Origin of the sequence: Aeoliella sp. (assembly GCF_965227375.1) — a bacterium.
Lineage (GTDB): Bacteria > Planctomycetota > Planctomycetia > Pirellulales > Lacipirellulaceae > Aeoliella.
Window position 1 is genome coordinate 1621868 of the sequence record NZ_CBDDFX010000002.1, and the last position, 24689, is coordinate 1646556.

The following is a 24689-nucleotide window of genomic DNA, read 5'->3' on the forward strand; positions in this document are numbered from 1 at the left end:
TCGGTAGGTACTCGTTGTGTTGGAATTGCTGCGGCTCGACCATCTATTCCACCAGTTTGAGCAGCCGGACATCGTAAATGCCACCTGCCATCGAGCCTTCTTTTGCGACGAACTTCAAGGTGAGCACGCCGTCTTTCGCTTTATCTAGCATTTCGTTGGGGATTGGATAGTCTACCTCCAAGAACCGCTCGGGCTGAGGGGCGTCGAGGCGGACCTCGGTGAGCAGCTGTCCGTTGATCAACAGGTCGAAGTGGCGTCGGTCGGAGCCGAAGTAGGCAATGCGGAGCGTCAGGTCCGACTTCTGGCGTGACTGCAAGTCGTAGCTGAACCAGCCTGTCGCGTGTCGGAATCGACGATCCTGCCAGACACCCGTTTCGGTGCGTTCGCCGCGGAAGTTGTGTTCAGTCTCCGGCTGTTGCTCGCCGGGCGTCACGTGGTCGACTGTCGCCCGATCGAGCGCCAGACGCGCGCGTTCGGCTGCTTTGATTTCCTCCCGCACCCGCTCGTACTCTGTAGGTGTAGCGCGACGCCAATAGATCATGTACCGCGCATCGTGTACGCGGAAGAACGGGACCAACTCGAGTTTGACGAACGAATCGGGCCGAATGGCGCTGGCCAGGGTATAGCTCAATGGCTTCCCATCGACGCTCTTGAGCAAGCCTGGTAGTTGATTTGGCTCGCTCACCAGCATGGGAGCTTCTTCGAGCGAGCGGAGCGGACCTTGAGCAACGTGGTCCATACGACCCTCGCCTGCGACGATCCCGGTCAAGTCGTCTTCGCTTGTCTTGGCAGCCAGCAAGATGGGGCCATGCACCAGCGCCACGTAATCGTCCAGGTAAGGTAATGGCTCGGCCACGGTTTGCATCGGCAGTTCGACCTCCAGCCGATCGCCGTCCTGCCAAGTCCGCGTGATGTCGACGTACGATCCAGGTTCGGATTGAGTGGGCCACTCTTGGCCATTGAGTGTCAGTCGAAACTCGCCAGCTCTCACCCACGACGGGTGCCGGACGCGGACCGACAACTCGGAGGGAGCCTCCATCGAAAAGGTGAGCGCGGTGCTGGATTCATCTGGAAAGCGGGTTTGTTGAGTGACTTGGATGCCCTTGTCTTTCCAGTCCAACTCCGAAGCGACGAACAGGTTGACGTACAGAGATTCGTCGTCGTGGGCGTAGATGAACTTGCCGTACTTGGTGTGGTTCTCCATGCCGGAGCCGACGCAGCACCAGAACGATTGCTCGGGCCGCGAGTAAACTCGGTAGTGCCGAGGGCGGGCGGGCGTGAAGTAGACGTAGCCGCCGTGCACCGGGTGGTGAGACGAAAGGATGTGGTTGTACAGCGCCCGCTCGTAGAAGTCGGCTAGTCGTGGCTCGGGGCTGGCTGCGAACAGTTGCTCGGTGAGTCGCAGCATGTTGTAGGTGTTGCAGGTCTCCGGGCCCTCGCGGTGCTGAATCCAATCGATCGACTGGCTGGGCGCGGGGAAGTGCTCGGAGATGCTGTTACCCCCGAAGGCGATGGTGCGCGTGCCGACCACCGTGTCCCAGAAGAACTGAGCGGCGCGATGGTATTGCTCGTCGTCCCCCAGCAAGGCGATCCGCTGAAAGCCGATGATCTTGGGCACCTGGGTGTTGGCGTGAATGCCGTTAAGGCGATCCTGCTCGTTGGCAAGCGGTTCCAGAATCTCCCGGTGCGAGAAACGCTTGGCGAGTTCGAGATACTTGTCGTCGCCGGTGATCTCGGCAACGTCGGCCAACACCTCGTTCATACCGCCATGCTCGCAGATGAGCATCCGTTGTACCTGCTGCTCGTTGAGCGAGCTGACGAGGTTCGCGCACCAGTCGGACAGGTCGATGAGAACCTGCTTTGCTTGCTCGTTGCCGGCGACCAGGTACGCGTCGCGCAGCCCAGCGAACGTCTTGTGCAGATTATAAAGTGGCACCCAGCGATCGTTGAGCGAAAAGCCGGCCGCGCGGATGTCGCCGGCAGCCACTTGTTGCCAAAGCTGGCGACTATTGGGAATACCGCCGACGTATCCATCGCCGCTTGCCTGCTGGCAACGAGCAAGTTCCTCGACCATGTAGTTGAGCCTCCGGCCGCACTCCTCGTCCCCCAGCGTGGCGTAGGCTCCCGCCAGCGCGCTGAGGTAGTGGCCCGCCGTGTGGCCATTCAGCCCGGTGCTTTCCCAGTTGGGATATCCCTTGGCCTTTGGCTCAAGTCCCGCCTCGATGAGGAACGGCGCAAGCAGTCGATCGGGATCGAACTGCAGCAGGTGGTCGCGATTGACCTGCGTGGCGCTCAGGAACGGACCGTCGAGAAGTCGAACGTCGTCCAGATCGAAGTATTGCAGTTGCTGCGCCTGCGCCGGTTGAAGCGACGCGAGCGAAGCTGTCAGCAACGTGAGCAGATAGAGCGAAATGTGTCGTAGTACGTGGATCATGCGCCTCCGCCGGAGCCTTTCACTTTCAAGCGAAGAACGGATACCGAGAAAGCGGGGGCCACATACTCTAGAGGTTGAGCGACTTTCATCGTCGATGCCTTGGGCACCATTGGAGTCTCTGCCTCACGCCCACGGGACATGGGGTCCATCGGATTCGAGTGAACCGGGTCCCCACTCAGCACGTGGACCGTGGCATCGGATTCGGCCGAATATCCCTCGGGTAGCTCGATCCGCGTAACTTCTGACTCTGGCGTAGTGTTCACCAGCTTGAGTACAAGGGTGTTCTCCTTGGAGTCGAACACCGCGGATGCAAATACACCAGTCGACGGATCGCCCGGCTCGCGGCCGGCGATACGAACGTCGAACTGCTGGTCGCCGGAGTGCAGGCTGAACAGTTGCTGGACGTAGTAGTTCACCGTGGGGTAAACCGAGTGCTTGTCGAAGTAGATCAGGTCGGGGTGCCACTGGGTGTGTCCACGGCGCGCCAGCAGCGGGGCGTAGGAAGCCAGTCGCACGATGTCGGCGTTGCGTTCCAGGTGAGTCAGGTAGGCGGCCTCGGCCAGCGCGCTGCGGAGCGTCGCTTGGCGACCGTGGTCGTGGGCCGCGTATTCGCCCAGGTAAACCTGGCTCTTGCTGCGGTCGTACTGGTCGTACCGCCGGGTGTTCTCGAGAAACCACTCGGGCGGCATGTAGTAGTGCTCGTCGACCATGTCGACGCCGAGCGTGTCGGCAATGCTCCAGCCCTGCTCGAAATCGGGTCCCGCTGGGGCGGGACCGACCGTCCCGATCACAGTGATCTCCGGGTGCTTGGCCTTGATCGCTTGGTGGATGATCTCAAATCGCTTCCGAAAGATGGGCGTGATGTGGTCTTCGTTGCCGACGCCCAGGTACTGCAAGTTGAATGGCTCCGGATGCCCCGCCGCGGCGCGTTTCGCGCCCCACTCGGAATCGGCGGGACCGTTTGCCCATTCGATCAAGTCCAGCACTTCTTGGACATAGTCGTCCATCTGGTCCAGCGGCAGTCCTTCCTGGCCCCGTCCGGCGGTAATGCCGGAGTTCTGGCAGCACACGGCTGCGGGTACCACCGGAACGGGCTTGGCGCCGATGTCTTCGCAGAACTGGAAGTACTCGAAGTAGCCGAGCCCCATCGTCTGGTGATATCGCCAGATGTTCGATTGAGCACGGCGTTGTTCAATGGGGCCGATCGTGTCTTTCCAACGGTACATATTGCCGAGCCCATTGCCGTGTACCAGGCATCCGCCGGGGAAACGCACGAACTTCGGTTGCAGCGCGGCAATCGTTTCGGCCAGGTCTCTTCGCAAGCCGTTTTTTCGATTGCGGAAGGTGTCTTGAGGGAACAGCGAAACAACATCGAGAGCCACCGCTCCTTGGGTGTTCGCCAGCAGCACCAGATTGGCGTTGCTCTCCCTCTTGTTGACGGTGATCACGCCGGTGGGATGCTGCCAGTCGCTGCCAGTGAAACGCAGCTGCGTTTCGCCCAGATTTTGACCGTCTCGTGTTTCGAGCCTCGCTGTGAGCGTAAACGCTTGGTCTTCGGGAATTGCTCTGCCGCCCCAACGGCGCTCGACATAGAGCTGTCGCACAAAAAGCGATACGTCGTACTTGGCGCCTTTTACAACCGCAATGCCGTCGAACCCCGAATTCCTTACACCGACTCCGTCCCCCACGTTGTCCACGTACACGACCGCGTATTGCGGATTGTTGGGATGCAAAGGTCGAGACGCATCAAGGCCAAGCGAACCCTTACCACCGCCTCGATTCACCATTTCCCAGTAGCTGAGCGGAGTCCATTCCAATCGATCCAGCGGAGAATACTCAAAGGAGCGATTCTGGATCAACTCAGCGTACAAACCGCCATCGGCCGCGTAGTTGATGTCTTCGAAGAACACGCCAACCAAATCCGGGCTGATCGCTGTCGCCGGGCCTGTGATTTGGATGGCTAGCGGTTCCTGCGCCTGGGAGCTAGTAGCGAGGGATGCAACCAGCACAATGGCCGTAAGCAGTGCAAGCAGGTTGGAAGGGGTGTTACGCATATTCAAAGGTGGGTAAACGGGCATTAGCAGATCAGTGGACGCAGGCGGCCAAAACTGTGCAGCAACGCCAGACAGCCTGGTCCGGTCAGCAGCCATGCAGTCTTCGGCTCCGGGACCATGGAACTCGTTTTTAATGCGGAGGTCGATGTGCTCGCGCCGAAGTTGCTTTTCCAGTTCAAGTAGTCATCGGAGTTGACGACGCCGCCGGCCGCGTAGCTTCCTGCGGCGAACACCGTTGCGCGATCTGCTCCCAATTTGTTTCTCCACACGACATAGTCGGCGAGGTTTACCAGCCCATCGCCGTTGAAGTCGCCAGAGTTCACTCCAAGAAGGCTTTGTACTTGTTCGGGGGCCAGAGCGTAGTCGTATATCTGGAAATCGGAGATGGACCCCTGGAAGAGCGGGTCCGGCCATTGGCTCTTGCCTATATAATTGTTAGCGGGGCTGATGTCGGACGGGTTGAGCAAGATTTGTCCTGCGACTCTGGGGGCTCCGTTCACGTACAGGATGCCGGTGTTCCCTCCGAGGGTGAGTGTCAGGTGCACCCATTCGCCCACCGGAAGTGGATCGGTTTCTAGGACCTGTTCACCGCCGTTGCTGGTTTCGGTGATGGCGAAGCGGAGGGTGTTCTCGGCGCTCGAAGGTGTCAAGAACATGTACGAGTCGGTATCGTTGCCAAAGTCGAAGATCCGCTGCCAAGCGTCACCGCCGTCCCACTTCACCCATGTGGCAACGGTGATGTCGGAACTCTGGGCGATTGTGCTTGGGAGCTGCACGAAATCGTCGCCGTTCAATTGGATAGCAGTATTCGGCGTGCCGTGGGGACCTGGGCCGTAGGTGGGAGTACCAGAAACGACGCCGTGGTTCGTCCCGGCCGAGTCATTTACATCTCCCTGCATGGGATAGTCGGCGGTTGGGCCGTGAGTTGGATTGGCCAACACGAACTGCCACTTCTGTTGAGATCCTCCGTTGTGTTCCCACTGAATGATATTGTCGCTGCCCAGGTCGGCGTCCAAGTACTTATTGCTGTGTGCGTTTCGAATGTAGAACGAGCCGTTTCCTGCTTCGTCGACATACCACTGCTGGCCGGCGTTGTCGGCGGTTCCCCACTGGCGCACATCTGCGCCATTGGTGAGTGAGAGATTAGCAACCTCTGCTGTGCGCCCGCTATTGGCGTTGTGCAGGTGGTAGTATCCATTGCGAGTGCGAGTGATTTGCCACAGTTGGTTGAGGCCACCATTGTCTGTTGCAGTGCGAATCGGTGCGCCGTTGCCGGTGCCGCCCCCAAAAACCTCCATCACCTCGCCGGATTCGGTGCTGACGATCTTCCAGCGGTATCCATCCAGTGCAGGGGCTCCCGAGTTGTCGAAGTCGATGTCGGCGTAGGCGCCTTCGCTGGACCACGACCCAAAATTCTGAAAGTCGTTGTCGGAATCCGACGCTACTTCATCCGGTTTCGTTTGCAGCATGAATTCGCGAACAGGAATGCCGTTAAACCAAACGCTTTGGTCGCTGACGAAACGGTACGAGCTCGGAGAGCCGGTGTAATCTCGTTCCAGCCCTCCGGCAAACGCGTAGAGATTGCCGTCCGGTGCGCGGTACACCGCGCCGGCGGATTGATTCGCGAGATCCTCCGCGTAGCCAAGGCGATCGCCATCGGACGCTCTAATCAACGTGCCACGGCCACGCAGCACGTCGGCCCAAACCATTCCCATCTCCATCCCGCGTTCGGCGCCGGAAAGGATCTCGCCCATGCTGTGGATTTCGGGATTGATGAACGGTTTGCCATCGTTGTTTACGTGGTCGATAAAATTAGTCCAGCTTGTGAGGGAACCAGCCAACAAGTGCGAGGAGCCGGCGGAAGCTTCTGGAACCTGGTCGTACCACCACTGGGCGTTATCGCTATTGAGCGTGCTGGGAGCCAGCAGCAGGGTGTTTTGAAACTCCGAGTAATTCTTCAGTTGGCCAATGATGCTATTCAGGTCCGTGGGGTTCGCCTGCACGAAATTGAAGTCGGGCTCGTTGAACGGCTCGATGGCGTAGATTGGCGACGAGGTGAATCCTGGCCGGGTGTGGATGTACTCTTGCGTGGCTTTTATCACACGGACATAGTTGGCCACGTTGATTCCCGAACCAGAGACGTAGTCCGAATGGATCGAGTCGGGATCACTTCCTCCAATCCCGAAGGTGAGCGGTATATTCGATCCCGCCATGGCTGCGAGTGAAAGATGCGAGTTGATCTTCGCCTTGGCTTCATTCGTAAGGTCGAAGCTGTTTCGGCCGCTGCTTATCAGTGGTTCATCGACGTAAACCAGTACTCGCACCGCATCGACGTTCTGCTGACCAATGTGTTCAATACTTTGACGCACATTATCGAAATGCGGCCAGGCCGTGTCGACGCCCCAGGTTGGCACCGACTTGCTCTGGCCGGCGTCGGAGGGACTGAAGTAAATGGTGTTCACTCCATGGGCGACTAATGGCAGGTTGCTGCAAATGCAGACCGCCAGAATCGATATACCAACTTTCGTTCGCCGCAGTTGCCGCATGCTGCGTAGTGCTTTCAGGGAATCTCAGCGCCCGCAGGGAGAACGCGTCGAATCGATGGGGAGACGGGGGACCGCTGGACTCCGGAGTTGGAGGCGGAGGTCCCGAGGATTACTGATTTGGGCTTTCCGCGGCTTCTCCCAGTAGTTCGCGGTATTGCTTGCGGAATTCAGGCACGTCGTCGCCGCGAAGTGCCCTCGTGCTGATGTGCACGGTGCTCCGAGTTCCCATCAATGGAAGTTGATTGCCCGTCCGCTGACTATTGTGCGCCAGCCATCGCACGGCTTCGTATCCATAGTGATATGGATCCTGTGCGACGGTGGCGTAGATGTGTCCTTGCTCGACACCTTCCAAGGTTGCGTCTTCGGTGTCGAATGCTACGATCTTGACCTTTCCGATCGCGTTTTGTTTGTCGAGCACCGCCATGATCTGTTCGGCGTGGTACGAGTTGACGCCTACGACGCAGGCCAGATCGGAATGCTGCTCGACTGTTTGGGTCAATTGTTCAGAGCATCGTCCGAGGTCGCCCTCATCGGCCAGCACGGCGACGACTTCGTACACTGCGTCGGAGTTCTCCCCTGCCGAAGCGCCGCTTGCGAGCCCTTCTTCCAAGGCTTGCTTGCGTTCAAGAACGTTATTCTTCGTAAGATTGGCGACCAGTACAGCCACTTTGCCGCCATCGGGTTTGGCTTCTTTCACCAAGCGAGCGCACAGCGATCCAGCGGCGTAGTTGCTTGCGCCGACGTAGCACAAGCGGCTTGAGAGCGGAGCATCCGAGTCGATCGTGACAACGACCGTGTCGGTCGCCAGTTCGTTGATAAACCGCGTTTGCTGCACGGCGTCCAAAGGACTGACTGCGATGCCATCTACGTTCGACGCCTCCAGCTTGGACAGCAAATGTGTCTGGCCCTCGACATCTTCGTCTTGCTCCAGCATCATTACTTCCAGGTCGGCTCCGTCTGTTTTGGCTGCCGCCTGGGCTCCATTGGCGATCAGTTGCCAATACGGACTGCTCCCTCCGGTCATCAAGATCAGTTGTGGGCGGGGGTTGGCATCGGGAACGCTATAAACCTCCGAACGGTACCAGCCGACCGCCACGGCCGCTGCAAGCAGCGCGAGAATCACCAACATTCGATTCTTGCTGGCCATTTCCGCTTCCCCTTATTACGCATCTTGACGTTCGCGAGGGCCACACTGGGGCCGCACTATTCGCTGTACACCTCTTCGCCGGCGGCTGAGGTCATGGCATTCCACACTCGATGCTCGATTCCGTCAACCACGAAGTCGATGGAACCATCGCATCGCGATACATTAACCCCACCAGGGTGGTTGCTGCGAGCGGAGACGTGCTGTTGTTTGTGACCATTGCTATCGGTTGTGGCGTCAGCAGGCACGGAGTAACCCCCACCACCGCGTCCTCCACCGCTGGAAGGAACGGACACAGGGGGATCGGGTCTTCCACTCGCGTTGACTGGGATTTCTCGCTCCAGCCACCCGGATTCGACGTTGCTCCACCATTCGCCCTGGCGAGCTAGTCCATCGGGTAGATCGCTATTCGGGACGTGGAAACCAGTAAACACCTGGCCGCCAAGTGCGGTTTGGGCGTCGGAGTAGGGTCCTCCCCAGCCGGGGGTCGTAGGCACTACCACCACCTCTGCCATCATCAGTGTGTTCGACGTGCCGTCGATGATCTTTGACAACTTGCCAACCTTGCGTGGAATGAACGGCGCTCCCAAGTAGTCAATACAGGTAGGAAAGGCGCCGGGGCAGTTTCCCACATAATGCTGGCCATAGACGGTGTTGCCCGCGTTGACTACATAATTGCTTCTTACGCGCGCCCAAGTGGCGATACCCCACTCGTTTTCCTGTAAGCCAATATCCGTGGGACAAGAGTGAATAGGAATCTTGGCCTTGCGTACGGCTACATTGCTTGCGTGGCTGAGCGATGCTTCCGGGTTGCCGAGATCCTCCACCGCATCCTGCTCGATATACGGCATCAGCGGAATGTACCACCCGTGGTCGTCGTACCAACCCCCGCCCGTTGGGGGGCCCAGACCTGGACCGTAAATGCGGCCAACATCGGCTGCCGTCCAGGCCAGGGCCATGGGCGGAAGGCCCCCTTTGGCGCTCTCGTAGTTGAGCATAGCCACGGCCAATTGCCGTAGATTGTTGGTGCAACTGGTCCGCCGCGCTGCCTCGCGGGCCGCCTGCACGGCGGGCAACAACAGCGCTACCAGGATGCCAATGATGGCAATGACCACCAGTAACTCCACCAAGGTGAAACCGCGGCTGCGAATGACAGTTCTTTTCATGGCTAAGCGCCCTCAGTTTTCCCGACTCCCTGGGGGTAACGGCCACAGGAAATCAAGCGACAAGTAATGTCTGTCAGGTTAAACGAGTTGCCGTAATACCCTCCGTGGGCATCGGGCTTAGTTTGTCTTGGGCTACAAGTCGAAATTCTGGTTGGTGTTATCTCCGGTAACCTGCAGGGGAAGACCCGTTGAGTACTTTGCTGGAACCAAGTTGATAACGTCGCTGTATTGCTCGCCAGTTCGCGCACTCGTCTTGGTGGGGCCATTGCGGGTAATGGAGAATGTCACCGTAATTGCTCCCTGCGGCGTATCTGGCGAATCGTATTGGCCGTTGGCGATGGGGACCGAGACCTTGGCCTCTTTGCCTTCCGCAGAACTGTTGACAAACATGATGAAAGCTTCTGCGTCGCTGGGGATCGGTTTTCCACCTAGCGTCACCTTACCAGCCAGATGGGCGGTCGGAACGGAAGAGCCACTACAGCCAACAGCGGTAACAAGCAATGCGATTGCCCACATGCCGCGGATGCCACGTCTTGCAGGGGTGATCAACGCTCGTCCGCACATCGAGTTGGATGCTCCGATCTTTGTAACACGATTTTGCAGGATTGTTGAAGGGGACGGTGTCACGCTCACTTGGTAACAACCGCCCCCTTCAAGCTGCCCAACGCATCAATATCTTGAAGGTCCGTGACCTTTCGTTTCTCTACTTCACACGGCGGCGGATGGCCAATGCACCGCAACCGCAGATTGCCGTCAACAAAACGATCGAACTCGGTTCGGGCACGTTGGCCGAGCCAACGGCATTGGCAGCCGCGGCCACTGCGCCGAAGTTCGACTTCCACAGATCGTAGTCCCCGGAGTCGACCAATCCGGAGTTGTTGCCACTGCCTGCTGACAACGCGGTTTCGGGCGCTCCGAGGTTGTTTCGCCAGATGGTGTAATCGGCAAGGTTTACCACTCCGTCGCCATTGAAGTCGCCTTGCAAGCCGAGGGCGGAAATGCTCAGGGTTCCGTCGACCAGCAGGTTCGAAGTGTCCCAGGAGAGACTTCCACTAAGTGCCGGCAGTAGGAAGTCCATTTCGTCGAACGAGCCGGTGGCACTGGCGAAGTCGAACAGGTTCCACGTGTCGCCGTCGGCAAGCGATGCAGCAGAAATGCTGGCGTCGAGCAGTACTTCGAGGATGAAGCCATCGGCAACGTCGAGGTTCCCTTCGATATCCAGCAGGTCGTTGATGCCGCTACTGCCGATGTCGAACGAAATGGTCGAACCTGCTTCGAGCGATACGTCTCCGAGCACTTTCATGCTCTCGCCGCGAAGTACCGAGCTGCTCGCCCAAGGAGATACGGTCGGGTCGGTGGTCTGAATGCCATCGGCAAACCAGATGTTGTCGATCAGGAACTCACTGCCAGTACGGCCGCCGGCCATGAAGGCCATCGCGTTGAGGATTTCACCTGGGCCTGGGCCGCCATCGGGTCCCCAAGCGGCGTTTTCCGCAAATAGAATTCGCTCGCCGTTGACTTCAACGTAGGCGTCGAAGCTTGGGGCGGTGGGATCGTTGTCGACTTCCACCCAGATGTTAAACCATTCATTGGGGGCGATGGCCTGCCACCAAGGTGCGGTGCCGTCATTCGCAGCGACGAACGGTGTAGTGGGAGCGTTGTCGACGATAACGCGAACACTGTAGTCCGCGTTGGCAGCCGTGCCATCAACGTTCGACACGTTGTGAGTGAGGCCCATCATGAAGTCGTAGAAGCCAAAACCTCCGGTATCGCCAACCGTGTCATAGGGTTGGACCTGCCAGAAGTAGGTCTTGGTTTCGCCCACGCCCACAGAAGCGTCGGTGTTCCGGATGTCGCGTTTGGTTCCACTCCAAGCGGAGCCACCAATGACCTGCAGCGACTGCGTTTGGTCGGACGCGATGATGTTCGCATTAGCGGGTGTGGTGCCCTCGGCTGCCCAAGTTCCATTGGTAGCCGCAGTGGTGCCACCCGTAGTGTAGCTATCGAAGTTGTCAACCAGACCGGCACTGTCGCCTGTGCGGAGCGAATCGCCGCCGACACGAATGGTTCCGCCAGACTGAGCCGTAACACTGTCTGTGAACGTTCCTGTTCCAGCCAGGGTGCCGGTATTGGCGGCGACGACGGTTCCACCAACGCTGTTGGAGAAGCTGGCCGTGGCTCCACCGTTTACGGTAACACTGGTGGCGTTGATCTCGCTACCGCTGAACTCGTAGCTTTCGCCGCCATTGATCGTCATCGTATTGGGGGCGACGTTCGAAGTGATGTTCACCGTGGTGGAACTGGCACCACTGCCAAAGGTGACGTTATCGAGGTCGAGGAAATTGCTGCTGGCGCCGCCAACGGAGTTCTGTCCAAAGTTAGCCGTGCCTGCGACGCTCCAGTTGTTGTCAGGTGTGCCCTTCCAGAACAGGTTGAGTGCTGAACCAGAAACGTTCAGGTTCACCTGATTGGTCGTGGTAGTGACGCTGATCGATTGGCGAATATTCAGCACATTGCCCTGAGCATCCACCGCTTGCACCGTGCCCGAGAAACTCGGCGCTCCGCCATTGTGGTTCATCAAGCGGTAGGTGCCGGCTTCCAGCGAACCTTCAATTGCGTGGATGTTAAATGTGGCGGCGGAAGAACCTGTCAGTTGGCCTGAGATTTCAATCAGATCGTTCTCGGTGCCGCCCACAATGTCCTTGTCGTTGCCAAGCTCGAAGTTGTAAGAGCCAGCGCCGGCCTCAGTGAAGAGGGTTACCGCCGTGTTCAACGTCAAGGTGCCGACGCTGTCGCCAGGAGTGACGACATTGTTGTCACCGATGCCCAGGTCGGCACCGACGACTGTACCTGCTCCACTGAGCGTTTGGTTGGGCCAGAGGTCGTAATAACCACCATTGTCGAAGTCGCTGACATCGAGGGTAGCACCCTCGTTGATTTGAATAGAAGCATTCTGCAGTCGGCCCGTTACGTTATCGACGGCTGCCAGGACCAGCAGGGTTCCTCCTTCGATAACGGTGTTGCCTTGCCAGAAGTCTCGCGGCTCCGCCGTGCCGGGGCCAACGGTCAGTGTGCCGCTGCCGCGCTTGAACACGTGCACATTGCCAGTCGTGCTGTCGCCGGTGATGATTCCGTCGCCATCGACCACGGCATCCGAAATAGCACCCGTCACGTTGAAGTTGCCATCACCCGAGAAGACGAAGTTGCGAGGGCTGTTGTCGGGCGCGGAGATCGTTCCAGCGAGGGTGAGCGTGCCGGAAGTCGATTCGAGGTTATATTGCGTGCCGCCGGCGACGCCCATGACGTTGCCGGTCCAGGTATTGCTGCCGTCGCTCGAAAGGCCAACCGCGTCGGCGGCATCGCCTTCGCGGGCGGAGAATTCGAGCAACTCGTCGGCGACGGTAATGTTGCCAGTCAGGACGAGCTTGCCATCGTTCGCGTTGCCACCGATCACCGTCCGCGTGGCGGCAGTGCCGTCGCCGGCGCCCAGTGCGGAAGCGTTGTTGATGGTGGTCGTGCCGCCATTAACGAAGGTCGCGCCGGTGTAAGTATTGGCGTTCGAGATTACGGCCGTCGAGCCAGTGTTGATCGAAACGGAACCTTCGCCGCTGATGACGCCGGTGAAGGCGACATTCGCACCGTCGTTGACCTCAACCACGCTAGAAGCGTCGATCGAGACGTTGCCGTCGATGGTTAGGGTTGTGTTGGGATCCAGGCCGCTAGCAACGCCGGTGGGATTGCCGTCGGCGTCGCCGAAGAAGGCGTTATTGGAGCCCCAGAATCTCACCTGGGCACTGTTGGTGGCCGTGATGCTATTGCCTGCTGGAATTGCCCCGTTGTTGATGATGGCGAGGTTAGTGCCATCGACAGAGAGGCCGCCGGAGAAGGAATTGACTCCGTCGAGGACCAACTCGCCGCTGCCGGAAGTGTTCAAGCCGTTGGTCCCGGCGAGCTCAGCGCGGACCCAATGGCGTCCCGCTACCGCGTTGATGCCGGCGGAGCCAGTGAGCGTAAGTGCCTCGGGGCCTGCCAGGATGTAGTCGTTGCCATTGTTGAAAGTAACCCGGTCGACCGACGCGGCGCTGTCGAGCGTAACGGTCGCTGGAGCATTGTCCGCTGTCAGCACGCCACCGAAGATCGCATTGTCGGTCGGCACGACGTTGTCCTGCCAGTTGCTGTCCAAATTGTAGCTGCCGCCGCCATTGATGCCCCACTGATTCAGCACGATCGCCGCGGTCGTAAGGCGAATGTCGCCTGCGGTGGTGTAGTCGATGAAGTACTCGTTGTTGTTGCCGTCCATGCCTACCGAGTCGCCTTGGAACAGGCCGGTGAACTCGCCGGCGCTGGTCACGCCGTCGATGAGCAGCATGTCCGTGTGGGCACCGGTGTAGCCCGACAGATCGACGGTCAGGAAGTCGCCATCCGGCGAGCTGAGGTTCACATTGCCTCCAACGCTAACAGTAGTAAATCCTGAAGCGTCGGCAGTGAAACCGATGGTGCCGATCGCGTCGCTGTCGGCGTTAGAGTTCAGCAGGCCAAGCTTCAGGTCGCCAGAGACGTTTACACTGGAGCTGCTGCCAATGACGTTCAGCGTGCCGTTGCCGTTTTCGGCGATCAGCATGTTGGTGGTGGTGTCACCATCACCAGTGTTGATCGTGCCGCCCGTAAGGTTGAGCGTGCCGTTCGATCCGGCGAATGCACCAATCACAAGGAAGCTATCGACATTGTCGATCGCGGCGTTGATCGTGCCGCCGCTCATGTCGAGCGTGGCGTTGCTGGCGCCGTCGCGGCCGACGACAAACCAAGCGTTGGAGTTGATCTCGCCTCCGGTCAACTGAGCGGCTGCGGTACCCCAGCCACCGACGAAGAATTCGTTGCCGGTGTTGATCGTGCCGCCACTCATGTTAAAGAAGCTGTTGCCGCCATGGCCGCTGAACTGGTCGCCACCAACCTCAAAGTTGCCCATCACGTCCACGGTGCCATTGTCGATGTTGAAGGTCGACGTGGGGCCGCCACCGGTGGAGCCAACTTCGATCTCGCCAGCGGCGATCGTGCCCGAAGTGTTGACATTGAGAGTCGACGTGGTATTGGCGTCCCAACCGAGGTTTACCTTGCCGTTTTGTGTCGAACCGCCCACATTCAGGCTGCCGGAGCCCATGGCGTAGCCCGTAAAAGTGCCACCAGTTCCACTGGTGTCGGCCAAGTTGTAGATAGCGGTTGCGGGTCCCGAGCCGTCGTTAAAGCCCATGCGAACCCAGTTGCCTTCGCCTGTGGACATGAGACCGGATGTTTGATCAAGGCGACCAGAAGTGTTAGCGCCGGTGCCGATGTCGAGATCCCAACCGAGTGTGATATCCGAGGTCATGACTGGAATGTTCGACGTGATGTCGTTGATGATCATCGCCCCGTTATCGGCGCTTGGAAGCCCATTGTTCCAGTTGCCAACGTCGGTCATGTCCGAGCTGTTGGTACCCAACCAGGTTGTATCCGCCTGTGTAGGAGTCGCTATAAACGCGATCAGAAGAACGGAACAAAACACATAAGCGAGCCGGGCAGTCATCACTTTTTCTCCAACAAGTCAAAGTTGCCTGAGGAGTTCTTCGACGATCGAGACCTACGAAAAGTCAAGCTGGCAGCGTATAGGTCGAGCACCAACAGGTGCCTCGGAATTAACCAATCGCCACTTTGCCGCCTTGGCGTTGTTGACTCGTGGTCAACCGAGAAGATCGAAAAAGAACCGTCTGGGGTTTGCGTCAGTTTGTAATCGGTCGTGCTAGATAAGGCCGCCGCACGTCCGCGTTTCGATCCATTTTAGTCATCGAAATAAATCTTGGCTCCCGCCGATTCGGGAATAAACATTGCCATTTTTAGAAAACGCGTTACTTTGTGAACTCGAGAGTGTTAAGTCGCCACTTGCGACTGATTGCGTCGCGCTTATCCGAAGCGTCGTCTCGGGAACGCGCGATATACAACCTCTATGAGGCATTCTTAGTACTTGCTCAAGCGACCAACACTGCGTCAGCACTAGGACACGCTGTAGTTGTTGCTGTGGAATTCCGCAGCATCATTCTGTTAGAAAAATGGCGAGTGAGTACGGGAGATTCCAGCACGACAGGAGTAATCGCACGCGTGTGGCTAGAATACCGAAGCCTCGTAGGTGTTTTCTACAGCTGACATGAGCTGGCCCGACAATAGCCCGATTTGTGAACACCTATTGTCATTTTTGGAATGCCTTCGTCCGTGGAGTGATAACGTAGCAAGGTTTTCAGTATGAGCTTATTACACCGGGTGGCATTGCTATTGGACGGGGCGCGTGGATGGGACTCCGGCGTGATGCGCGGCATTGCAAACTACGCGAATCGTCACCGTCCATGGCAGGTCTTAAGGCCAGCAATCACCTACTACCAACGGTTTTCCGGGTTAGCCGAGGTTTCCGTCCAGTCGTTGCTCAAGCATCGCCCCGATGGCGTGATCATGCACGAATCGGAGATGACGAGACACCTGATGCGGTCCGGCGTGCCGACGATCGTAGTGCCAACTGGCACTTTAAAACCCGATGGTTTTTACATTTCTTGCGATAACCAGGGTGTTGGAGCAATGGCCGCCGAGCACTTGATGGGACAAGGGCTGGGGCATTTCGGCTTCGTCGGATTTGCCGATGTTCGTTGGTCCGATCTTCGCCTGGAGGCCTTCCGAAGTAGCCTTGCCGAGCGAGGCCATGAAGTGCATGTCCACCTTGTTCCACTCGCTCCCAGCGATGCAGAACAACCTCGGCTGCATCGATCGCTTACGCGTTGGTTGCGCGAGTTGCCCAAGCCGACGGGTGTGTTCGTGGGCAATGACGATTTAGCGCGGGCCGTGGCGGAGCTTTGCCAGTTGAACGACATCAACATCCCCGACGACTTAGCACTGATGGGTGTTGATAACGATGAGCTGATCTGCGAGCTGAGCGATCCGCCGCTGAGTAGCATTCCGTTCGCTACCGAGAGGGCAGGCTACGACGCGGCGGAGATGCTGGATTTGTTGATGGAAGGGCATGCTCCAGAGACCCGCTGCATCGAAGCGGCCGCACTGCCCGCGGTAGTGCGGAGGTCGACGGATCGACTGGCAATCGAGGACCCAGATGTCCTCAAAGCACTGCAATTCATACGCGACAACGCGTCGCGGATCATCCAGGTAGGCGATGTGGTGAAGGCAACGGCTCTGTCGCAACGCACGCTCCACAATCGGTTCAAAGCCGCGCTTGGCCATTCGTTGGTCAAGGAGATCAACCGCCAACGTGCGCAGTACATCGCCGGACTTTTGATCGACACCAATCAGACGATTAGCCGCATCGCGTGGAAACTGGGCTACCGTGACGATGCCCACCTAGTGCGCTTCTTCCGTCGTGAGATGGGGGAATCGCCTGGCGCCTATCGGCGCAGGCTCACCTGAGGTGGCGGTTTACCGCTTTCCAAAATTGGCAGGACAAATTCAAGATCTGGCTGGTGATGAATCGGCAGATTCTAACTAGACTGCGTAAATAGGCGGTAACTCATCACGGGCGGCGTAGTGCATTCTCACCGTCCAAGCTTGGGACTGCTCGCAGCGTGAGTCCTTTTCTCAACGCACGACCTGACTTTGCACCTCTGTTTGTTCTCCGAGGATTTGTCTCATGAATTCTAGACGCTTTTTGATTCTTGCGGCGTTTCTCGCCGCGACTGTTTGCGTGTCAAGCACGCAAGCAGACACGACTTGGTTGGGTACCAACAGTTCGGACATGACCGACGTTGCCAACTGGAACAACGGTTTGCCAGGCCCGGGCAACGGTGCCATGATCATCAACGACGTCACGTCGAACATTCCGGTCATGGTCGCCGACATCACACTAGGTTGGGATCTCGACATTGGCGCTGGCTCTAACACCGCGGGTCGCCTCGACCAACTCTCTGGCCTCATGTCCACCGGAGAGGGCAACTGGGTTCGCATGGGTTTCAACAATGGCTCGGGCCCTGCTTCGGCCATCTACAACCTGGCCGACACCACCGGCAGCGGCGGCACCTTTACGGGCTACGCCATGGGCTCGGGTAGCCTGAACGTTGGTGGTTCGACACAAAACGGCAAGTTGAACCTTGGCTGGGATGGCGGCACCACCTCCACGATAAACGTTAACACGGCGGGAACCATTTCCGCCGGCGAAATCGAAGTCGGTTCTACCGGTGGGGGCCCCACGTCGACCTTCAACATCGACAACGGTACCGTGAATGTGCTGGGTAACTTTGAGGTTGGTGGCGACCAGTTCAGCGGCCAAGGCGGCAACAGCTTCTTCAACATGAGTGGCGGCACCATCAACACCGGCAACGAGTTCTTCGTCGGTGGCTGGGGCACCATTGCTGCTCAAATGACCGGTGGCGAGATTAACTCCAACGCTTGGTTTGTTGTTGGACGCGACGGCGCTAGCAACGCCACGCTCGACATGAGCGGCGGCACAATCAACGCCGCGATCGACAATGGCAATAGCTTCCTCGTCATCGGCGCGTTCGGTGGTTCCAACGGCACACTCAACGTGTCTGGTGGTACGATCAACACTGGTGATGGTGACACCACCACTAACATGCTGATCGCCGAAGGCGGTACCGGCACGTTGAACGTCATTGGTACCGCTCCCATTGTGAACATCTCCGGCGACCTCAAGCTTGGCCTGTTCAACGACAACAACGATAGCGGCGGCGTGGGAACCATCGGGTTCACCGCCGATGCTTCTGGTGTTGCTGCGGTCAGCGTCGGCAACGACATCAACCTCAGTTCGCCGGACGGGGACTTCCTGACCGTCGATCTGTCGGGCTATTCCGGCGCCCATGTGGATATGCTGTTGATCGATGGCAGCACCCGTCAGGGTGTGTTCACCGGTCTGAGCCAGGGCACGCAGGTGGGAGTCGATGGGAATAACAACCCTTACTACATCGACTACCTCGGTTCCAAAGGCGACGTCTGGCTGCGAACCACCCAGAACGTTCCCGAACCGAGCACCTTGGCGCTGGTGGGCTTGAGCGGCTTGGCATTGCTGGCCTGCCGCCGGAAGTAACCTGCTTCCCGGTTGAGTAGCTCTAATACGAACGAGCCCGCTTCGGCGGGCTCGTTCTATTTCTCCTTGGTCGTATCCGACTCGACTGCCTCGGCCGTTCGTTGTGGCCATCGTGGTGGGACGTCCTTGGGATCGGACAAGCGAACGTCGGTTGCTGAAGGCCAATCGTCATCCGACCATTGCCACGACGCGGTGGCCAGGTTGGATCGCCCGCGGTTCTCCCCGTCGTAGAAATGGAAGGCGAACTGCTTCAGTTGGTCGCCAATCGGAGCGACGTGCCCGGGGCCGATTCGACGTCCCTCCGTATCGAGCACAAGTGTGCCACCACCTTCCAGCAGGCGGCCCTCCTCTCGATCGATGTAAGGGCCTTGGATGTCCTCGCTGCGGCCCACCAGGATGCGATACGTGCTCTCCACGCCGCGGCAGCACGTTCCATGATTGACGAACAGATAGTAGTACTCTCCGCGGCGTACGAGCGTTGCCGCTTCGATGCTCTCGGCGTAGGCCAGTTGTACAGGCTCGGCGGCGTCCTGCAGCGCTCCTCCAGTCTTGGCATCGAGTTCGACCAGGTAGATTCCATTCCAGTACGAGCCGAAGACCATCCATAAACGGCCGTCTGAATCGAGCAGAACCGACGGATCGATGGCGTTGTACGGGGCACCTTCGGAACTGCTCACCACCATGCCAGCGTCGCGCCAGGCGTAGTTCGGATCCTGTGGATCGAGCGTTTCGTTCACGGCCAGACCGATTGCCGAGGTCTGCTTGCCGAACCGCGAAGCCGAATAGTACAGCAGGTACTTGCCGTTGAGCTCGATCAAGTCGGGCGCCCAATAGTGCCCCCGAAAGCCCGGCACGTGCTCGTAGATCCATTGGGGCGTCTCGCTGCGCTCGAACACACGTGAGTCGGTGCGCCAGTCTCGTAGATCGGTGGAGCTTCTGGACGAGATACCCCGCCCCGTGAAGAACAAATAGTAACGTCCGTCGTGCTCGACGATGCTGGAGGGATCATGCGCATTGGACGTCCCTCGGATCAGGGCGTTGTCGTCAGCGGTTGCCACTCCGCACGCCAGAACGGTGATCCATAGTGCAAGGCCGGATCGCTCCAGCAGCGTGTGGTTGTTCATCGCGAGCCTTTCGCGCGGAGAATGGTAAACGAGCAGGCTGGGAATTCGAAGTCAACTGCGCCGTCGTGGACCTGTGCGGGTTTCTCTTCCGGCGCCACCTTCTCGGGCGAGGCAAACGAGTTCACGTCCAGCGGCGAGTCGGAAGTTAGTGTAACCGCCCGCGCGTCGCCAGTGAACTCGCCACCTGTCAAGTTAATCACGCCCCGCCGAGCCTCATCGCCTGCGTTGGCGATTGCCACCACGTACTCACCCGACGCCTCGTCCCACCCCGAAGCTGCGAATATCGCGGGGGTTGGTTTCAACTCTGCTCGCTGTAGCTCCATGTCATCCAGGTAGCAAACAACCGCGGCAGGTTTCACTTCGATGCGTACGTCGTACCAGCGGCCGGTCTCGATTTTCCCAGGGATGCGTTGCAGCGGGATTGTGGGCGACTCAAGACCATGTTCAGTGTTTCCCCAACCACCTAAGTTCCACCAGCTGGTGACGCGCGGGTCGCGCGACGCGAAGCTCACCAGGAAGCCCTCACGTCCCTCCAGTTTGCGAGCTTTCAACTCCAGCGTGTAATCCGTCCAATCTTCGTCGCCGGCAAAGGCGCGGACATTCTCGGCTTCTGAGGTCTGTTGCAGCATTCCGTCGGCCACCGACCACTCGCCGCCGAATCGGTCCCAACCGTCGAGCGTGCCGTCCCACTGGTAGAGCACTTCGTCGCCGCGAGTGACGCGGATGTCTTTGAATTCGGCCTGCGTCAGCCAGGTGCCCACGCCCACCCGACCGCGGAACTTCGGTGGCGGAACCTGCGATGCGTCCACCTTGGTGGGCAGCGAAACGTCGGGCACGTGCTGGCCGTACATCGCTTGCACGTGGTACGACGGGGTGCCGTAGCTTTGCGTGTTGTTGAACCAAATCAGGTCCGGCGCCCACTGCACGTTGCCCTCGCGGGCGAATAGCGGCGCGTAGCTGGACATGGTCACCACGTCGGCGTTTCGCCACAAGCCGGTCATGAACGCGGCCTCGGACACCGCTGCCCGCAGCGTACTGGCACGATTCGGCTCGTGGGCGGCAAACTCGCCAGCAAAGACTTTCGGGCCCTGGGGATCGTATCTATCGTAACGTTCTGAGTTCGCCAAGAACCACTGCGGCGAGCGGTAATAGTGCTCGTCGACAATGTCGGCTGGTACGTCGTTGTCGAACCGCCGCCACGCGTACTGGTAGAACACGTCGTTCGCCTGAGGACCGGAGGTGCTGATGATTTGCAGTTCCGGGTACTTGGCTGCCAGCGCATGGTGGAACACGAGGTACCGCTCGAAGTAGCCCTCCATCCACTGTTCGTTGCCCACGCCCAGGTACTTCAGGTTGAACGGTTCGGGATGTCCCATCTCGGCCCGCAAGCGGCCCCACTTGCTGTCGACCGGGCCGTTGGCGAACTCCACCAGGTCGAGCGCGTCTTGCACCCAGGGACCCAACTCGTCGAGCGGTGCTGGTGCGCCACGGCGTGCCTGGCAAGCCATGCCGCAGTTGACGATCGGCACGGCCTCGGCGCCGATATCCTCGCAGAACTGGAAAAACTCGAAGAACCCCAGGCCGTAAGTCTGGTTGTAGTGTGGATTCTCGCGATTCGACCACAGGTTGTAATTCTGTTTTCGCTGCCAGATAGGCCCGACCGTGTCCTTCCATTGATAGGCGTTATCCAGCGTGCGACCCTCGACAATGCAACCGCCCGGGAAGCGAACGAACGTCGGCTTCAAGTCGGCGAGCTTCTGGGCCAGGTCTTTTCGCAAGCCATTGCGGCGGCCGCGAAACGTATCGACGGGGAACAGCGACACCATGTCGACGTCGTACGTACCCGGGCGATCAAACACCACCTCGAGTTGTCCACCGCGAAGCTCGCTATTGGGTGTGAGTTGGCCTTCGAGTTGTTCCCACTGGCCTGTCGCCGTGCCCAACTCGGCCTTGGCAACCTCCTGCCCATTGGCGCCGCGGAGGACCATCCAAACCTTGCCACCCGACTCGCCCCGCACATGTAGTGAGCCGCGGTACTTCCCTCCCTGCTCGAGGTCAAAACCATCGAAGCCGCTGTTCGCAATGCCAGTGTCAGCCGTTTCGACCACCACCTGGCAGTAGGTCGGGTTGTTCGAGTGCAGTGGCTCCTCGGTGGCGATTTCGGTCGAAACGCCCTCGCCCATTGGCTTCCAGGCGTACCGATGATCACGGTGTTCGAACGATCGATTCTGTACCAGCTCGGCGTACAAACCGCCGTCGGCCGCGTAGTTGATGTCTTCGAAGAATACGCCATGCATGACGGGGCTAAAGCGAATGCCCTCGGCATCTCCGTCGATCGTCACCTGAAACGGCTCGGCTGCCAGGACGCTCAGGGGCACGCAGAGAAGTAGCTGCCAAGTTACGAGGCAAATTGGGCGTCGAAGGCTCGTGTTGGCCATTGTTGAACTCGCTATTTGGGGAAATGGTGGCGCACCCTGGGCGGGAAAATCGCCACGGTGTTTACTTGCTTCCTACCCGGATCACCGTCAGTGAATTGGCGGGGAACTCGTACTCGAAGTTGTTGCCCGAGGCTTCCATTTCCGATTCTTGTGGGCGGATCGTTTGCGGCGATTCGATGGTGTTGAACTTTTCGGGCGAACCGGTCAGCGTGATCACGCGGCACCGCTTTTTGCCGTCTTCCAGCCCGTCGAGAACTAGCTCAACGGTGGCAGGCTCCCCCGTGGGGTTCACCACTTTGACGATCGTCTCGCCCGATTCCTGCATCAGTGTGGCCGAGGCGTACAGGTGATCGGTCGCGGGGGCCGGCACGGATGCTTCGTGTACCAGTCTGCCGTCTAGATAGCAGCGAACCTGCGTGCCTTCCAGTTCAACGCGAACGTCGTGCCACTGGTCGGCGTCGAGTGAGCCTTGCACCTGATCCACCACGTTGGGCGTATCGCTGTGCGAGGCCATGTGGGCCATCAAAGTGTGGTCCGAGTTGCCACCTCCCCCGATGATCCACTCCATATGCGATCCGCTCGGGCTGCAGCGAGAGAGGATGCGGATGCCGCCGCGCCGAGCGTGCTTTCGCACCTTCAGTCGAATCGTGCAGTCGCCCCATCTGGTGTCGCCGATTAAGGCCCTCGAGTTGCCACGAGCTGCTTGCTGGCGGATCGTCCCATCGCCTAGCGACCACTCGCCACCTTCGATCGCCAGCTTAGTGACGTCGTCCAAGTTGGCTGCATCGAAGAGCAGCTGGTCGCCGCTGGTAACCGTCAAGTCGCGAAACTCGGCCGCGGTGCCAAAAGTGCCAATGCCGATCTGTCCGCCGGGCTGGCGGGCGGGCCGGGAGTCGTCGATCTCGACCGGCAGCACCACGTCGCCCCGATGCAAGCTGAACATCTGCTGGACGTAGTAGTTCGGCGTCGCGTAGCTCGAAAGGTTGTCGAACCAGATCAAGTCGGGCGTCCACTGCCAAGCGTCCACGTGCGCCATCAGCGGTGCGTAGGCACTCATCACCACCACGTCGCTGTTCCGCTCGATGCCGGTCAGGAACGCCGCCTCGGCGATCGCGCACCGCAGCGTGTTGCGGTTGTTTGGCGAGGCGATGGCCACCGACTGTGCAGCGTACTCGCCCATGAACACCTGGGGCCCCGAGCGATCGTAGTTGTCGTACCGTGTCGCTTCGCGAAGGAACCAGTCAGGCATGGCGTAGCAGTGTTCGTCGACAATCGGCACGTTCAACTGCTTGAGGATCGGCCACGCGAAGTCGAAGTGCTTGCCCGAGGGGAACGGGCCAGAGGTGGAAATCAACTCGATCTCCGGATGGGCTTGCTGCAGGACCGCAGCGAACCGTTCGTACCGCTCGAAGTAATCGGGGCCCCATTGTTCGTTGCCCACGCCCAATAGCTTCATGCCAAAGGGCTCGGGGTGACCCATCGCCGCCCGAATCGCTCCCCACCTGCTATCGGCCGGGCCGTTGGCGAACTCGATCAGGTCCAAAGCGTCCTGGATATAGGGATCCAGTTCGTCCATGGGGACCAATTCACCGGTGTTGAACTGGCACGCCATGCCGCAGTTCAGGATTGGCAATGGCTCGGCGCCCAGGTCCTCGGCCAACTGAAAATACTCGTAAAAACCAATGTCAAACGACTGGTAGTAGTCGGGTGTCAGGCGATGGCGGAACTCGGTGTTCCAGCGATTCACCAGCGGCCGCCGTTCGCTCCGTGGCCCAATGGTCGACTTCCACTGGTAGCGATACCTCAGCTCGCTTCCCTCGACGATGCAGCCCCCGGGAAAGCGGAAAAAGGCTGGTTTCAGGTCGGCCAGCTTTTGCACCAGGTCCTTCCGCAGCCCGTGCGGACGACCTTTCCAGGTGTCGTGCGGGCAGAGCGAAACCAGGTCGACATCGAGCGGGCCCTCGGAGTTCATAAGCACGTCCAAATGGGCCTTCGCGTCGGTCGCCGTGGGCGAGAGGTCCGCAGTTACGGGCCTCCAGGCCGAGCCTTCGACCGTCGTGCTAAACTCGGCCAGCGTTTCGCCACCCTGCGATACCAAACGCACCGTCACCGGAACTTCACGTCCCGCCGTGGTGCGGGCGAGCATGCTGAATGCGTACTTCTCGCCGTCGCGCACGCCCATGCCACGGAACCCTTCGTTGCTCACCCCAGCTTCGCCGGGTGTTTGGCCTTCGATGCGAAGGAACGTCGGGTTGCCAGCACTCGCTGGAGCGTCTCGCCCTGCGGAGAGCTTCGCCTCGCCGATCGCGCTCCAGCCAAGCTGGTAAGGTGGGAACTCAAAAGAGCCGTTCTTCACCAGCTCGGCGTTCAGCCCGCCGTCGGCGCCAAAGTTGATGTCCTCCAGGAACACTCCGATCAGGCGGTCGCTCACTTCATGCCCCGGCTGGCCGCAGTCGACGCGAAGCGTCGCGTCGGTGGCATGGCTGAAGTTGGCGGTCGTAGCAACCGCGAGCAGGAGTAGGAAGCGGTAAGTCGCATGCAGTTGCAGAGTGTTCACGGCAGATCGAGCAAAAAGAGGAAGAGGCAATGAGAAAGACGAAGTTGAGAATACAACCACGGCCAACTTGGATCGTACTACGAGCGATGATGTGTCTCAAGCGTTTGCAACACAATCCATCAGTTTAAACGTTGCGGTGTTCCGTTGAGTGTTCGTGATGTC

The 24689-nt window shown here is 59.1% G+C and carries 12 protein-coding genes; 2 read left to right on the forward strand and 10 right to left on the reverse strand.

The window, feature by feature from the left end; translation table 11 throughout:
- Window positions 1-43: 43 nt before the first annotated feature.
- From ACQK2L_RS19565 to ACQK2L_RS19595, 7 genes are all read right to left on the reverse strand, one after another.
- Entirely contained in the window at window positions 44-2434 is a 2391-nt protein-coding gene (locus ACQK2L_RS19565) for a beta-L-arabinofuranosidase domain-containing protein (RefSeq protein WP_425398726.1), read from the reverse strand.
- Entirely contained in the window at window positions 2431-4488 is a 2058-nt protein-coding gene (locus ACQK2L_RS19570; protein ID WP_425398727.1) for an alpha-L-arabinofuranosidase C-terminal domain-containing protein, read from the reverse strand. Before ACQK2L_RS19570 ends, ACQK2L_RS19565 begins: the two co-directional genes overlap by 4 nt.
- A 23-nt stretch (window positions 4489-4511) precedes the next feature.
- Window positions 4512-7034 (reverse strand): LamG-like jellyroll fold domain-containing protein, encoded by a 2523-nt coding sequence (locus ACQK2L_RS19575; protein WP_425398728.1) that lies wholly within the window; start codon window positions 7032-7034, stop codon window positions 4512-4514.
- Between the two features lie 109 nt (window positions 7035-7143).
- Window positions 7144-8181, reverse strand: a complete 1038-nt coding sequence (locus ACQK2L_RS19580) for a substrate-binding domain-containing protein (protein ID WP_425398729.1) — start codon at window positions 8179-8181, stop codon at window positions 7144-7146.
- Between the two features lie 56 nt (window positions 8182-8237).
- Window positions 8238-9344 (reverse strand): DUF1559 domain-containing protein, encoded by a 1107-nt coding sequence (locus ACQK2L_RS19585; protein WP_425398730.1) that lies wholly within the window; start codon window positions 9342-9344, stop codon window positions 8238-8240.
- A 132-nt stretch (window positions 9345-9476) separates the two neighbouring features.
- Window positions 9477-9908: a hypothetical protein gene (locus tag ACQK2L_RS19590; protein ID WP_425398731.1), complete on the reverse strand. Its 432-nt coding sequence runs from the start codon at window positions 9906-9908 to the stop codon at window positions 9477-9479.
- A gap of 139 nt (window positions 9909-10047) precedes the next feature.
- Window positions 10048-14904: a beta strand repeat-containing protein gene (locus tag ACQK2L_RS19595; protein ID WP_425398732.1), complete on the reverse strand. Its 4857-nt coding sequence runs from the start codon at window positions 14902-14904 to the stop codon at window positions 10048-10050.
- Window positions 14905-15614: 710 nt separating this feature from the next.
- Between ACQK2L_RS19595 and ACQK2L_RS19600 the strand changes: the two genes are divergently transcribed.
- Together ACQK2L_RS19600 and ACQK2L_RS19605 are read left to right on the forward strand one after the other, a co-directional pair.
- Window positions 15615-16778, forward strand: coding sequence for a substrate-binding domain-containing protein (locus tag ACQK2L_RS19600; protein ID WP_425398733.1), 1164 nt, complete (start codon window positions 15615-15617; stop codon window positions 16776-16778).
- Window positions 16779-16998: 220 nt separating this feature from the next.
- Entirely contained in the window at window positions 16999-18408 is a 1410-nt protein-coding gene (locus ACQK2L_RS19605) for a PEP-CTERM sorting domain-containing protein (RefSeq protein WP_425398734.1), read from the forward strand.
- 56 nt (window positions 18409-18464) lie between these two features.
- Here the strand turns inward: ACQK2L_RS19605 and ACQK2L_RS19610 are convergent, their stop codons facing one another.
- The 3 genes from ACQK2L_RS19610 to ACQK2L_RS19620 form a co-directional block, all read right to left on the reverse strand.
- Entirely contained in the window at window positions 18465-19532 is a 1068-nt protein-coding gene (locus tag ACQK2L_RS19610) for an arabinan endo-1,5-alpha-L-arabinosidase (RefSeq protein ID WP_425398735.1), read from the reverse strand.
- Complete coding sequence (locus ACQK2L_RS19615) at window positions 19529-21910, reverse strand: alpha-L-arabinofuranosidase C-terminal domain-containing protein (protein WP_425398736.1); 2382 nt, start codon at window positions 21908-21910, stop codon at window positions 19529-19531. The genes ACQK2L_RS19610 and ACQK2L_RS19615 overlap by 4 nt, the downstream gene beginning before the upstream one ends.
- Before the next feature lie 121 nt (window positions 21911-22031).
- The gene (locus tag ACQK2L_RS19620; RefSeq protein ID WP_425398737.1) at window positions 22032-24527 is read right to left on the reverse strand and encodes an alpha-L-arabinofuranosidase C-terminal domain-containing protein; all 2496 of its coding nucleotides are present in this window, start codon (window positions 24525-24527) and stop codon (window positions 22032-22034) included.
- Window positions 24528-24689 lie beyond the last annotated feature (162 nt).

Bases quoted from the DNA above. Each gene is read 5' to 3' on its own strand.
- ACQK2L_RS19590 (WP_425398731.1), bottom strand. From the start codon at position 9,908: ATGTGCGGACGAGCGTTGATCACCCCTGCAAGACGTGGCATCCGCGGC.
- ACQK2L_RS19600 (WP_425398733.1), top strand. From the start codon at position 15,615: ATGAGCTTATTACACCGGGTGGCATTGCTATTGGACGGGGCGCGTGGA.
- ACQK2L_RS19570 (WP_425398727.1), bottom strand. From the start codon at position 4,488: ATGCGTAACACCCCTTCCAACCTGCTTGCACTGCTTACGGCCATTGTG.
- ACQK2L_RS19575 (WP_425398728.1), bottom strand. From the start codon at position 7,034: ATGCGGCAACTGCGGCGAACGAAAGTTGGTATATCGATTCTGGCGGTC.
- ACQK2L_RS19580 (WP_425398729.1), bottom strand. From the start codon at position 8,181: ATGGCCAGCAAGAATCGAATGTTGGTGATTCTCGCGCTGCTTGCAGCG.
- ACQK2L_RS19610 (WP_425398735.1), bottom strand. From the start codon at position 19,532: ATGAACAACCACACGCTGCTGGAGCGATCCGGCCTTGCACTATGGATC.
- ACQK2L_RS19595 (WP_425398732.1), bottom strand. From the start codon at position 14,904: ATGACTGCCCGGCTCGCTTATGTGTTTTGTTCCGTTCTTCTGATCGCG.
- ACQK2L_RS19565 (WP_425398726.1), bottom strand. From the start codon at position 2,434: ATGATCCACGTACTACGACACATTTCGCTCTATCTGCTCACGTTGCTG.
- ACQK2L_RS19605 (WP_425398734.1), top strand. From the start codon at position 16,999: ATGAATTCTAGACGCTTTTTGATTCTTGCGGCGTTTCTCGCCGCGACT.
- ACQK2L_RS19585 (WP_425398730.1), bottom strand. From the start codon at position 9,344: ATGAAAAGAACTGTCATTCGCAGCCGCGGTTTCACCTTGGTGGAGTTA.